This window comes from Streptomyces roseolilacinus (assembly GCF_014649335.1).
Taxonomy (GTDB): Bacteria; Actinomycetota; Actinomycetes; order Streptomycetales; family Streptomycetaceae; genus Streptomyces; species Streptomyces roseolilacinus.
The window spans coordinates 14,251-26,841 of sequence record NZ_BMSV01000020.1 but is presented as its reverse complement, the minus strand read 5'-3'; the positions used below and the strand labels follow the sequence as shown (position 1 = coordinate 26,841).

Here is a 12,591-nt window from a genome sequence, read left to right as displayed (position 1 = left end):
CGTTCGCCCCGTCCTGTCGGACGAGGCGGCGGCGAGTAGCTGTTGGACGGGCGCCGCGTACTCTCGCGGGGTGCATTCCCATCTGAGTTTCGAGAACCCTTCTGCGCTGCCTCACGAGGCGCTGGTCGAGACGATGGAGCGGGCGCTGCGCGACCGCTCGGCGGAGGGCGAGGCGGCGAGCGCCCTGGTCGGGGCCGCGTTGAACGACGACGATGCGGAGTTCGTCGAGCACTGGTGCGTGCAGGTCGGGACGCGGGCCGTGTCGGGCAGTCCGTTGCTCGGGCTGGCCGGCCTGTGCCTTGGACACACCGCTCGACGCTTCGGGCGCCTCAGTGATGAAGCCCTCGCGCTGGCGCAGTCGCTGGCGACGCGGGCCGAGGCCGACCCGACGGACGTGGACGGTCGGGCCGTCGACGGCTACGACGACGTCCGGAGCTTCCTGCACCTGTGGTGACGGCCGTTATTGCCGTGGCCGGTCAGGCTGCGTTGACCCTGCTCACCAGGGCTCTGAGGCGCTTGTCGGCGGCGTGCTTGTTCCGCCAGATGACGTAGCGGCGGATCATGCTGCCCTGGGCCTTGTGGCTGGGGTGGTCGGTGCCGTCGAGGGCGAAGCAGCGTAGGGCGGTGAACTGGGCCTCGATCCGGGTGAGCCAGGAGCTGTTGGTCGGGGTGTAGGCGATCTCGACGTCGTTCGCCGGGGCCCAGGTCCCGGCCCGCTGGCAACGTTTGGTCGTCAGGTGGGGTGAGTAGTTGTCGCAGATGATCGCGGTGGGCGTGCCGGTCGGATGTAGCGAGCGTAGGTAGCGGCAGAACTCCAGGAACTTCGACCTGTTCTTTGTCTTCTTGATGTGCCCGTGGAGCTGGTTGTCGGCGTACTCGTCTATGTGCAGAGCTGCGTAGGGATGAACGTGCAGAGCAAGGAGTCCTGTGAGGCGCGAGCGTCGTGGTTGGAGATGATGGCGTGGTGTCTCTTCGCTATTTCAATCAGACCGGCTGGACCGCGATCTTCAACGGCACCGACAGCGAGATCGGCCGCATGGTGCGTGTGGAGGGCTGGGACCAGGCGACCGGGACGGCCCTGGTCGTCGATCCCAAGCGCGGCGCCCTTCGTGCGGTGACGGACTATGAGGACTTCTCCCACCTGGAGCGAGCCGACCAGGTCGTTGCCGCGGTGCCTGGTGGAGGGTGACGGGTGCACTGGAAGGACGAGGGACCAGGGGGAACGCCGCTGACGGAGCAGGTGCTGGCCTGGCTCATCACGTCGCAGGGGCGAGCGACGGCCATCGCGGTCGATGCCCAGGGGCATGTCGAGGACGCTGATGGTGCCGACACCTTCACCCCGCCGGGCGAGGATCCGGCGTCCTGATCGCAGCTGGTCAGGCCACGTCGTTCTTGAACTGCTGGTCTGTGACTCCCTTGCACGTCCACAGGACCGCGCGCACGTTGTTCTTCCGGGAGGCGCCGGGGATGTCGAGGCACTTCGACGACGCGTGCAGGGGCTTGATGGCCACGTGGCCGGTGAGGTTGCGCACGTGGAACTTCTGGTTCTGCCGACTGTTGCAGTCCCAGGTGATGAACCTGGCGCCGTTCTTCTTGCTGCCGCCTTGGACGTCCAGGCACTTCCCGCCGCTCTCCGACACGATGTAGGCGAGCCCCCACTCGCTGGTGTAGAGCAGCCGCCAACGCTGGTTCGCCCGGTTCACGCACGTGTACTGGTCGACCGCCGCGTCCTTCGCGGTACTGGCTCCGTGGACGGTGAGGCACTTCCCGCTGTGCTTGGCCCTGAGGTACCACACGCCGCCGTCACGCCCTGCCGTCCCCTCGACGGTGCGGCTCTGTGCCTTCGTCGCGGCGACGGCGGCGGGCGCCTCCTTCGGTGACGCGCCCGCCGGGGCCGTCACGGTCAGGCCCGTGCCGACCGCGGCCGACACGACCGTGAACGCCAGGCGCCTACTGCTCCGTTTCATGTCTTCCCTCCGTTGTGTACGCCCCCACCGGGGCGGTGTCCGGCCTCGGACCGGGCCGGCGGGACCGAGTCCACCAGCCGCGGGGATTGTTCGGCAGGCCCCTTCCGTCGGACCGAACAAAGACGAACGACCCGCTCACCGGCTCGGGGCGGTGCCTTGCACATCCCGGGACGGGCTTCCTAACGTGGCGGACCGGGTGAACGACAGGCCGGGGGTGGGGCCCCGGCACGGGGACGGGGGCACGCATGGGACGCCGCGAGACACCGATCGATCCTGCCGCGGGACCGGTGCAGCGCTTCGCACACGAACTGCGCGAGCTGCGGCGGGAGGCGGGCGGGCCGACGTACCGCGAGATGGCGCGCCGGGCGCACTACTCGGTGACGTCGCTGTCCCGGGCCGCCGCCGGGGAGGTCCTGCCGTCGCTGGCGGTGGTCTCGGCGTACGTGGAGGCCTGCGGTGGTGATCGGGAGGAGTGGGAGCGGCGGTGGCACCGGACGTGCGAGGAGGTGGCCGTCCGGGTCCGCGAGGACGACGAGGCGAGCCCTCCCTACCAGGGCCTCGCCCGGTTCGAACCGGGCGACCACGAACGGTTCTTCGGCCGCGGTGGGCTCACTTCGGCGCTGTGCCGTTCGGTGGCCGAGCACCGCTTCACGGCCCTGTTCGGAGCATCCGGCAGCGGCAAGTCCTCCCTGCTGCGGGCCGGGCTGATCCCCGCGCTGCGGCGGGGAGAGGACGGCGGGGGCAGGCCGGGGGTGCGGCTGGCGGCGATCCGCGTCCTCACTCCGGGCGAGCATCCGATGGCTGCCCACGCCGAGGTGCTGCGGCCGCGTACGGACCGGCGGGACGGTCCGGAGGACGGCTCCGGCGCCGGAGCCGGGCCGGCGCGCCGGGACCGGCCCGGACAGGGGGGCGGGGGCGGAGCGGGGCCCGGGGACACGCTGATCGTGGTCGACCAGTTCGAGGAGGTGTTCACGCTCTGCCCGGACCAGGCCGAGCGGGCCGCCTTCATCGACCTGCTGCTCACGGCGCGCCGGCCGGACAGCGGACTGCGGGTCGTCGTGGCCGTGCGCGCCGACTTCTACGGCCGGTGCGCGGAACACCACGGGCTGGCCGAGGCGATGCGGGACTCCAGCGTGCCTGTCGGCCCGATGACGCGCGAGGAACTGCGGGAGGTCGTCGTCAGGCCCGCGCAGACGGCGGGACTCGTCGTCGAACGGTCTCTCACCGCCCGGCTCGTCCGTGAGGTGGACGGCAGGCCCGGCGGGCTGCCCCTGCTGTCGCACGTCCTGCGCGAGACCTGGCGCAGGCGCCGAGGTCGTGCCCTGACGGAGGAGGCGTACCGCGCCGCCGGCGGACTGGAAGGCGCCATCGCGCAGACCGCCGAGGACGTGTTCGCCGGGCTGTCCCCCGACCAGGCCGAGCTGGCCCGGCTGGTGCTGCTGCGGCTGGTCGCCCCCGGGGAGGGCGCGCAGGACACGGGGCGGCGTGCGGAGCGGGCGGAGCTGGAGTTCGCGGCGCCGGACGACGTGGCGGTCGTCGTGGACCGGTTCGTCCGCGCCCGGCTGCTCACCCTCGATGACGACACAGTGTGCCTCGCCCACGAGGCCCTGCTCACCGCGTGGCCCCGGCTGGTCGCGTGGATCGAGGAGGACCGGGAGCGGCTGCGCGCCCACCGCCGGTTGTCGGAGGCGGCCAGGTCCTGGGACGAACTGGGGCGTGAGCCGGGGACGCTGTACCGGGGTGCCAGGCTGGCCACCGCCGGGGAGCTGTTCGGCGCGGACCCGGGCCGGCCCGCCGCCCTGACGCCGCTGGAGGACGCCTTCCTGACCGCCTCACTGGCCGGCCGGGCGCGGGAGCGTCGCCGCCGCCGTCTCCTGGTCGGCCTCCTGTCGGGCCTGCTGGCGCTGTCCCTCGTCGCCAGCCTCGCCGCCTGGCAGCAGAGCCGGGTCAGCGAACGCAGGCACGTGGAGGCGGAAGCGGGTCGTCTCGTCGCCGTCGCCGAGGGACTGCGGCAGGCCGACCCGGCGGCGGCGGTGCGCCTGAGCCTCGCCGCGTGGCGGCTCGCGCCGTCCCTGGAGACCCGCTCCGCGCTGCTGGGTTCCCTGGCACAGCAGGAACGGGACGTCTTCACCCTCCCGGACGCCGGCGGGACGGAGACCGTGCGCCACCTGACGGACGACGGTCGGACGCTGGTGGTGATCGCGGCGGACCGGGTCGAGACCTGGGACGTGCGCTCCCACCGCCGTACCGCCACCTACCCCGGCCCGGGCACGGGGCCCGACGGGGAGGACCGCGCGAGCTGGGCGGTGGCCGCCCCGGACGGCCGCACGCTGGCGCTGCTCGACGGCGAGGACGTCGAACTGTGGGACGTGCGGACCGGGCGGGTGACCGGCCGGCTCCCCGGCGCGCTCCCGCTGAACGGGAGGTTCGGCGGGGACGGGCGCACCCTGCTCCTGGACGGTATGGGCGGGAACGACGAGGGACTCTCCTCATCGTTCCAGGTGTGGAACGTGCCGCAGCGGCGCCGGCTGCTGAGCCTCCCGCTCGGCGCCTCGGAGGCGGTGCAGGGCAGCGCCGTCAGCGCGGACGGCCGGTGGTTGGCCGTGTGCACCGACAAGCGGCCGCTGGAGGTGCGCGATCTGCGGCGCGGAGGCCGGAAGCTGCCGCTGCCGTGGCTCGCCTCGGCGGGAGGGGACCACTGCTTCGAGGGCGGCTTCGGCTTCTCCCCGGACAGCCGGAGCGTCGCGCTCGTCGCCAAGTCCGGCATCCGCCGGTGGGAGCTGCTCCCGGGCCGTGAGCTGCCCGCGCTCACGGGCGCGGACGTCCGGGAGATGCGGTTCAGCGCCGACGGCCGGTTCCTCGCGGCCGCCGCCCTCACCGACGAGATCCTGCTGTGGCGGCTCACGGCGCCCGGCGGCCCGGTCTTCCGGCACGCGCTGGTGAGCGAGAGCCCGCTCGGGCTGCGGCTCGACCTCGCCGAAGGCGTCGTACGGTACGGCGCCAGGGGCGGCGCGACCGTCCGGTCGGTGGCTCTGGGCGGCGCGGTGAGCCGGCGGTGGCGCACCGCTGCGGTGGACGGCGCCGCGTGGAGCGCCGACGGGCGGCTCCTGGCCACGGTGGGACGTGCCGGCGGGGCGGGGTACGAGCTGCGAAACGCCGCGGGCCGGCTGTCGGTCCGGCTGCCGGGCACGCCGTGCCCCGCCGAACCGGCCGGGGAGGAACAACCGCTTGAGGAGGACCCACCCGGCCCCGGCTTCGTCGCGTCCGCCCAAGCCGGTGGCGATCACGTGCCGGAGGACCCGGGAAGCGCGGCTGCAGTGGCCACCGGTTGCGTGGACACCATGACGTTCAGCGCGGACGGGCGGCGCCTGGCGTACGGAGCGGTCTGGCAGGACGTCGACCCGGACGCGGGGACGCCGCCGCGCCAGTCGGTCAGGGTGTGGGACGTCCGGGCCGGCCGGCTCCTGCGCACCGTCGATCTCGACCGGGACGGCACCCCCGCGGAGGACGGCCGGCTGCCCTCGGGCGTCGCGGCGGTGGCCCTCGGCGCCGACGGCCGCACGCTGCTCGTGTCCCGGTTCGCCGAGCGGGACGCGCTCGAACTGTGGGACGTACGCAGCGGAAAGCGCCTGCGCACGGTACCGGACCTCTCCGGGCTGGAGCTGGCCCTGCGCGGGGACGGAAGCCTGGCCGTGTCCGAGGACGGTTCGGTCGACCTGCGCTCCGGGCGGGTCGGGCGGCGTGCGCTGGCCTGGGACGAGCCGGTCGCCCTGGCCTTCAGTCCGGACGGCACACGGCTTGCGGCGGGTGACCTGCGGGGCCGGGTGAGCCTTTGGGACGGTGACGTGCGCCGGCACCTGGGCGTGCTGCCGGGGACGCCCGCCCAGGCCCGTCGCGCGGAGGACGACGAGGTGGTCGCGCTGGCGTTCTCCCCGGATGGCACGACGCTCGCTGTCGCCGGCGACTCCGGCGCGGTGCACCTGTGGGACACGGCCTCCCGGCAGTTGCTGGGCTCGGCGCTGCCCACGCCGGGTGACCGGGTGCTGTCGATGGCGTTCAGCCCGGACGGCAGGACGCTGCGCGTCGCCGGAGCGCACGTGGCGGTCCAGACCTACGACGTCGACCCCGGTCGTATCGTGGCTCTGCTGTGCGCCCGGGTCGGCGCGGGCCCCTCGCCCGCGGAGTGGCGGACGCACCTGCCGACGGTTTCATACAGGCGGTCCTGCTGACCGGCGGCGCGCTGCCGCTTCCGTGGGCCGAGGGCCGCCGCAGTCCGGGCCGAACTCGGCGCCGACCCAGGGCCCGTCAAGCTTCGCCCGCCCGAGGTGGCCGCGTCCCCGTGGGCTCACCGAGTCGGCGGGCGGCTCGGCACCGCGCCGGGCCGGGTCCGGACGGGCCGATCCGGGTGGTGCGAGACCTCGGGGCCCGACCGGTTCACCCGCCGTTGCGGAGGCGCGCACCACCGGGCCGTCAGCGGGCCACGCCGGGGCGGCCGTCCGGGGCCGGGATGCGGCCGGGAGCTTGGTGTTGATGCGGTCGATGCCTTGCCCGGTGGCGTCGCCAACCTCGCCGGTGGTCACCTTGCCGATGCCGCCGACGCCACCGAACAGGGCATCCGCCGGATCAACGACAAGCCGCAACTGCCCTGATCCTTCCTCACCCACACGGGACTCACCATCCACCCACCAATCCCACCCAACTAATGAAAAGATCAGTGATCAGGGGGTTCCGCACGCCATGAAACGGGACGCGGGGACCGCTGGAACTTGCGGAAGACCTCGGGCAGCAGGACCACCAGGAAAATTCCGATGAAAGGCCACAACAACGCACCGATGATGAGCCAGATATCGGTGCTGTCATCCGCTCGGTCAGTGGTTTCCATCAGGTGGACAACCGGTACGATCACCAGTGCGGGGGCAACCAGCCAGGCGTATGCGTACGTCCGGACGATCTCACCGACGTGCAGACGCGACCGTCCGTGCACCTTGTACACGGAGTTCGCGAAGACGTGTTCGATCTGCCCTGTGTATTGCTGACTGGAGACGCGCGTTTCGGATAAGTAGTACCTCTGCAGCGGTATCAGTGGCAGTAGGTTGAAGATGAACCACCGGGTGGCGAAGAACCGCTCGCTGTCGTCGGTTCTCGTGCATCCTCTGAGGTCGAACCCGAAAATCCCGTTGTAGTAATTAAACTTGGATTCGTTCGGTCGCACTGGCCATACGCGATTGGGCATACGCGGTTCGCCCCTCCTCGTCCACCGCATTTCCGGCGATCGGTCACCAGGGTAGGGGCTGTGGCGCGGAGGGGTGAGGTTTCGCAGAGGTTCCTGCTGCCCGATTTTCCGGTCGGGTCGACCCGTGCATGCATTCGGCGGCGATGTACCCCGCCACCGGGGTCGACACACAGACCGAGGTGATCCCCCCGTGTCCGCGCAGGCTCGGACACGGGGAGCAGGGTGGTTGCGGACGGCGAGCAGGCGCCGGGCACCAGAAGGGGCAAAGCCCCGGCAGGCCTAGGGCATCGGCCGCTCGACCCGCGGCTTGTCCTTCGGCTTCGCTGCCCGGGCCGGATCGACCAACGCGCCGTAACGAGTGGCCGGTTCGGCGTACGCCTTGGTGATCTTCGGGTCGTAGAGGTCGGGCTTGTCGACACCGGTCTTGAGGTTGACCGCCCGGGCTGATCCCGGCCGCCTCCGCCGGGGCCAGGTACTTCCTGACCGTCTTGCGGCCCCCCAGCGACGCGGCCAGCTCTCTCTTCGAGCGGCCCGCGTACCAGTGGACGTAGATCTCGGTGATGTCGGCCACGACGAACGTTCTCCTCGCCATCCGGGCTGTCCATCGGCCACCCGAACCACGAGACGAGGAACTTGAGCAGCTCCACGACGACCAGGTCCCTCGATCCCGACCTCCGCGCTACCCATGGCCAATTGAGAGAATTCGGAATGGGGAATTACATGATGCTCAAACCGCCCAACCTGGGGAAAAAATTGATCGTCGACAGGCCGAGGACGGCAGCGCCAGAACAGCCGGAAGGGGACTCGGTCAGTCGCTCCGGCGGGTCACCGTCCCGGGGCCGGCGCCCTTCTGCGAAGGTCTTCGACAGCACCCTGCCACCTCCTCTTCTCCGACAGGTTGCTGTCGGAGAAGAGGAGCGCACGGAAGTCCTTGTAGGCGGACAGCAACCGGTACGCGCGGCGCGGTGGTGCGGTGGTATCAGCCGTGATCATTCCGTTCGGACGGCCTTCGGCCCGGGTTGGCCGGTCCTGAGGGCCACCGAACCCGGCTATCCAAGACACCGCTTTGCCCGGACCGACCTGTCCCGTCTCGGACGGACGGGCCGACCCGGTAGCCCGCCCGCTGCCATCCAGCCGCCGTCTGCCACGCTCCCCTTGGCCGTCCACCCGGTCGGCGATGGTCGGGCAGTGTGCCATCGCGATATGTCCCGAACCTGGTCAGACCCTGTGTACCAGAGCCCGTTCGAAGACCAGCTTGTGGAGTGCCCGGCGCCCCTGCGCGAGCCGTCCGGCCCTTGGCCCCGGCGTCGCCATGTGCATGTCTGTGCGGATGCGTCGTTCAGCATGTCTTGCGGTAGGGCACACCGGGAAGGTCTGTCCTCCAGTCCGTCGGGGAGAGACCGCCCCTGGCGCGCGCGCACGCCTGCTTCAGAAGGTGGGCCTGGTTGAGGTCGTACTTTTGCAGGAGGACGTGGGTGCCGGCGGCGTGAAGGGTCTTGCCGCTCGTGCCGAAGGCCAGCGAGAGGACATGGTCGCCGGGGGTGGGGAGGGCTGAGCCGACGGCCTGGTTCGACGCGGTGTCCCATATCTGAAGGGCGCCGTAGTTACCTCCGACGGCCAGGAGACCGCTGTCAGGTGAGAAGGCCAGCGCGGTCACGGACGCTCCGTAGCCGTGCCGCCCTCCGGTGTTGGCGCCTGCCAGGACTCCGAGGCGCCGGCGGAGGTCTCCGTCCCAGATCGTCACCCTGCCTTGTAGGTCGCCCACGGCCAGGTACCTGCCGTCCCTGCTGAAGGCCACCGTTGTTGTCTGCTCATCGCCTAGCGGGAGTCGGCTGGCCCGCCCGGAACGCAGGTCGGCAACACCGTTGCCGGTGGACACCACTTTGCCGCCGTCGGAGCGGAAAGCCAGTTCCGCACCGTCCAGCGGGCCCGCGTCCAGCGGACCCGCGAACCTCGGCACCGTCCGCAGAAGCCTCGCCTGTCGTACGTCCCACAGTTCGAGCGAGTCCGGCAGAGTACGGGCCACAACCATCCTCCGGCCGTCGGCGCTCAGGGCGATACGGGAGATGCCAGGCTGCGAGCCGTCCTCCTTCACCTGGGGAAGAACGAGGCTTGCGTGTCGACGGCGGTTGACCACGTCCCAGACGGTGATCTGTTGATGGGGCGGGGCCTCCGGGGAGTAGGCGCTCCGAGCCGGACCGTAGGCGAAGTACCTGCCGTCGGCGCTGAACGACATCACCTCGGTGCACAGCCCCAGATATGCCGACGGGCACACGGCACCAGGTAGTGCGGAGATGAGACGTCCGGTGCGCCCGTTCAGCAATTCGAGCTTCCGCTGTCCTCCTTTGACATGCAGGACGGCCAGCGTTCTTCCGTCTTCGCTCCACTTCCCTGCACTGGCAGGGTCGGCCCGCCACCGGTCTGTCACCGTCTGCCCCAGGTGCAGCGACCGTACAGTCGTACCGTTTCGGGATGCGTACCGGATGACGCCCTGCGCGACGTCCACTCGCAGGGCGTACGCCGACTCGCTCAGCAAGGGGTGGCGGAAAACCGGGTCCTGTGTGAGAAGGCTTTCCTGACGCGCCGGTGTACGCCACAGCTGGATTTCGTCGACGCCGGTCACGACGGCGATGAACCTGCCGTCGGCGCTGAATCGCAGAGCCTCCACCGATTCGACGTCCAGTCCGAGCAGCTCTTGGCCGGAGGCGAGTTCCCACGTGCGGATCCCGGTGGCGGTCGCCAGGGCCAGCAGGTCACCCGCAGGGTGCAGGGCGAAGGTGTGCCGCCGGCAGGAGGACGATGCCACCTCCGCCGCCCGGGGCAGGCGGACCCTGCGCCGTTCGGTGAGGTCCCAGATCCGCAGGGGCTCCCGGTCGCCGCAGACGGCCAGCAACCGGCCGTCCGCACTGACGGTCATGTCCTGGATGTTGTCCTCCTGTGACAACGGAACCCGCAGGATCTGCCTGCTCCGCGGCAGGTCCCACACCTCGATGTCGTCGCCCAGGACGACGAGAGTGCGGCCGTCCGGGCCGAAGACGGCTTCCAGGGGCATCCCTGGGCTTCTGACCTCTTGTGTCACCCGCCCGGACCGTACGTCCCACAGCCGTACGCGGTCCTCTCCCAGCAACGCGATGATCCGGCCGTCCGGGCTCACGCGGGTCGAGCTCTCGATGTCGTCGTCCTCACGAGGCCGGCCGATTCCCGGGTAGGTGTGTGTCCGGCGATGGGTGCGCACGTCCCAGGTCACGACGCGCCGAGGCGTGACGGTCGTCAGGGTCCGGCCGTCCGCCGTCAAGTGGTGGACGGCCTGCCCTTCCTCGGGGTCGGGCACGGTGAAAACGTCCAGTTCCCTCTGCATCGCCGCACTGAGCAGCGCCGATCGCGTCTCCGCCGTGTCAGCGAGCCTGAAGGCCGCCACGCTCAGCCGTATGGCCCTCACCGGATCCGAGAACCGCATGCTGTCCGCGACGGCCGCGATCCGACGTGCCTCAGCCTCCACCTTTCTCCGATCACTGGTACGGCCCTCCTGCCAGGCGACGACGCCCGCGACCAAGACGAGTGCCATCAGGGCGGCCAGGGCGGTGGCGATGCCGCGGCGACGGCGGCGGTCGCGTGTGCGGGCACTGCGGGCGGCGTCCAGGAACGAGCGCTCCAGCGAGGTGAGGGCGGCGCCGTGCGTCGCGGTGCCGAAAAGTTCTTCGACGGTCTCCAGGCGGGTGCCCCGGTACAGGGCGCCGGGATCGCGGTCGAGGTCGTCCCAGGCCCTGGCCGCCTCGGTGAGGCGCCGATGGGCACGCAGGCGGTCGCGGCCCTCGTCGACCCATCCGCGCAGTCTGGGCCAGGCGGTGATGAGAGCCTCATGGGCGAGGTCGACCGTGCCGTCGTCCACGGTCAGCAGCCGGGCGTCGATCAGACGGTCCAGTACGGCGCCGACCTCCTCCTCGGGGGCGAAGTCCAGCTCCGCGCGGTTCACCGGCCGGCGGGTGTCCTGGGCGCCCTCGCCGGGGGTGACCAGGCGCAGCAGGATCAGCCGCGCCAGCTCGGCGCGCTCGGGGGAGAGACATCCGTAGACGTCTTCCGCGGTCTGGGCGATGGCGCCGCGCACACCGCCTGCGGCTTCGTAGGCCCGCAGCGTCATCGTTCTTCCCGAGCGGCGGTGCCAGGTCTCCAGCAGGGCGTGGGAGAGCAGCGGCAGACCGCCCGGCTCGTCGGCGATCTCCTCGACGAGGCGTGTGGTGAGGGCGCGTTCCACGATCACGTTCCGGGTGGCGGCGGGCTTGACGATCGCCTGCCTCAGCTCCGCCGGGCCCATCGCCCCCACCGGCACGGCCGCGTCCTTCAGAAGGTCCACCAGGTGTGGGTAGCGCAGGCAGTGGCCGTAGAAGTCGGCGCGTATGCCCAGCACCACACGCAGCCTGCTGTCGGGGTGCCGGGCGGCCAGCAGCCGGCGGATGAACCGCTCCCGTTCCGCCGGGTCGGCGCAGAGGGTGAACAGCTCCTCGAACTGGTCCACCAGCACGTAGGTCGGCCCCGGTCCGGCGGGCTCCAGCTTGCCGATGTGCGTACGCGCCGGGTGCTGCCCCGGAGTCAGGATGCGCAGGGCGGCCGGGCCCGGTTCCGGCGGCTCCGGGCGGCGCAGACGGGGGACGACACCGGCTCGCAGCAGGGACGACTTGCCGCTGCCGGACGGCCCGAGCACGGCCGCGCAACGGCGCGCGCGAAGGCGTTCGAGCACGTCGTCCACCACCTGCTCGCGCCCGAAGAACAGTTCGCTGTCGCCGGGTTCGAAGCGGGTCATCCCGCGGTAGGGCGGCTCCTCGCCGTCGGCGGCGCGCGGAGCGGCGGCCACCTCCGCGGCCACGGCTTTCCACCGCTTCTCCCACTCGGCGGTGTCGCCCTTGCAAGCCGCCACATAGGCAAGCGTCACCGAAAGGGAGGGCAGCTGCTCCCCTTTGGCCGCTCTCGAGAGGGTGGAGACCGAGACCTCCACCTGCCGGGCCATCTCCCGATAGGGGATTCCGCCCGCCTCCTGCCGCAGCCGGCGCAACTCGTACGCAAATCGCGGAACCGGCCCTTGTGCCGGATCGAGGTCCGTCTCCGGACGCCCCATGTCGCTTCCTTCCCCCGTGCCGCCCGCGTCACCGGCGGCGGCGTCTCATTCCAGCACGCCCCCATGGCGCCGGGACAGCGGTCATTTCGCCAACCCCATCAGCTGACCTGCTTTGTTTCATGTCTCGGAGAGGGCTGTGCAACAACCAGGGACCCGGTGGACTCGAACTGGGACGACCACAGCGGCCGCCCCGCAGGCACCGGCGTGACGCGTCGGACGTGTCCGTGACCTCCTCCGGGGAGCACCGCGGGTGCCTGCTCGATCGATCCACGATGTGAAGG

7 protein-coding genes and 1 pseudogene are annotated in these 12,591 nt (G+C 71.3%); 4 read left to right on the top strand and 4 right to left on the bottom strand.

The genetic code is table 11. The features are described from left to right. Positions 1-70 precede the first annotated feature (70 nt). Positions 71-454 (top strand): hypothetical protein, encoded by a 384-nt coding sequence (locus tag IE106_RS29280; protein WP_229840908.1) that lies wholly within the window; start codon positions 71-73, stop codon positions 452-454. A 22-nt stretch (positions 455-476) separates the two neighbouring features. Here IE106_RS29280 and IE106_RS30890 read toward each other — a convergent pair. Then, positions 477-872: pseudogene (locus tag IE106_RS30890) on the bottom strand (IS630 family transposase); the annotation flags it as partial. Positions 873-964: 92 nt separating this feature from the next. Here IE106_RS30890 and IE106_RS30580 point away from each other — a divergent pair. Both IE106_RS30580 and IE106_RS30575 read left to right on the top strand, forming a co-directional pair. Further along, the gene (locus IE106_RS30580; protein WP_229840905.1) at positions 965-1,189 is read left to right on the top strand and encodes a hypothetical protein; all 225 of its coding nucleotides are present in this window, start codon (positions 965-967) and stop codon (positions 1,187-1,189) included. A gap of 3 nt (positions 1,190-1,192) precedes the next feature. Further along, positions 1,193-1,366, top strand: coding sequence for a hypothetical protein (locus tag IE106_RS30575; protein ID WP_229840902.1), 174 nt, complete (start codon positions 1,193-1,195; stop codon positions 1,364-1,366). A 10-nt stretch (positions 1,367-1,376) separates the two neighbouring features. Here IE106_RS30575 and IE106_RS29270 read toward each other — a convergent pair whose 3' ends face one another. Beyond that, positions 1,377-1,967 (bottom strand): RICIN domain-containing protein, encoded by a 591-nt coding sequence (locus IE106_RS29270; protein WP_189538263.1) that lies wholly within the window; start codon positions 1,965-1,967, stop codon positions 1,377-1,379. 287 nt (positions 1,968-2,254) lie between these two features. Between IE106_RS29270 and IE106_RS29265 the strand changes: the two genes are divergently transcribed. Further along, positions 2,255-6,196 carry an nSTAND1 domain-containing NTPase gene (locus IE106_RS29265; protein ID WP_308427912.1) on the top strand — a complete coding sequence of 1,314 codons (3,942 nt, stop codon included), beginning with the start codon at positions 2,255-2,257 and terminating at the stop codon, positions 6,194-6,196. 482 nt (positions 6,197-6,678) lie between these two features. Here the strand turns inward: IE106_RS29265 and IE106_RS29260 are convergent, their stop codons facing one another. Both IE106_RS29260 and IE106_RS29250 read right to left on the bottom strand, forming a co-directional pair. After that, entirely contained in the window at positions 6,679-7,179 is a 501-nt protein-coding gene (locus tag IE106_RS29260) for a hypothetical protein (RefSeq protein WP_189538261.1), read from the bottom strand. Positions 7,180-8,539: 1,360 nt separating this feature from the next. Continuing rightward, positions 8,540-12,310 carry an nSTAND1 domain-containing NTPase gene (locus IE106_RS29250; RefSeq protein WP_189538260.1) on the bottom strand — a complete coding sequence of 1,257 codons (3,771 nt, stop codon included), beginning with the start codon at positions 12,308-12,310 and terminating at the stop codon, positions 8,540-8,542. Positions 12,311-12,591 lie beyond the last annotated feature (281 nt).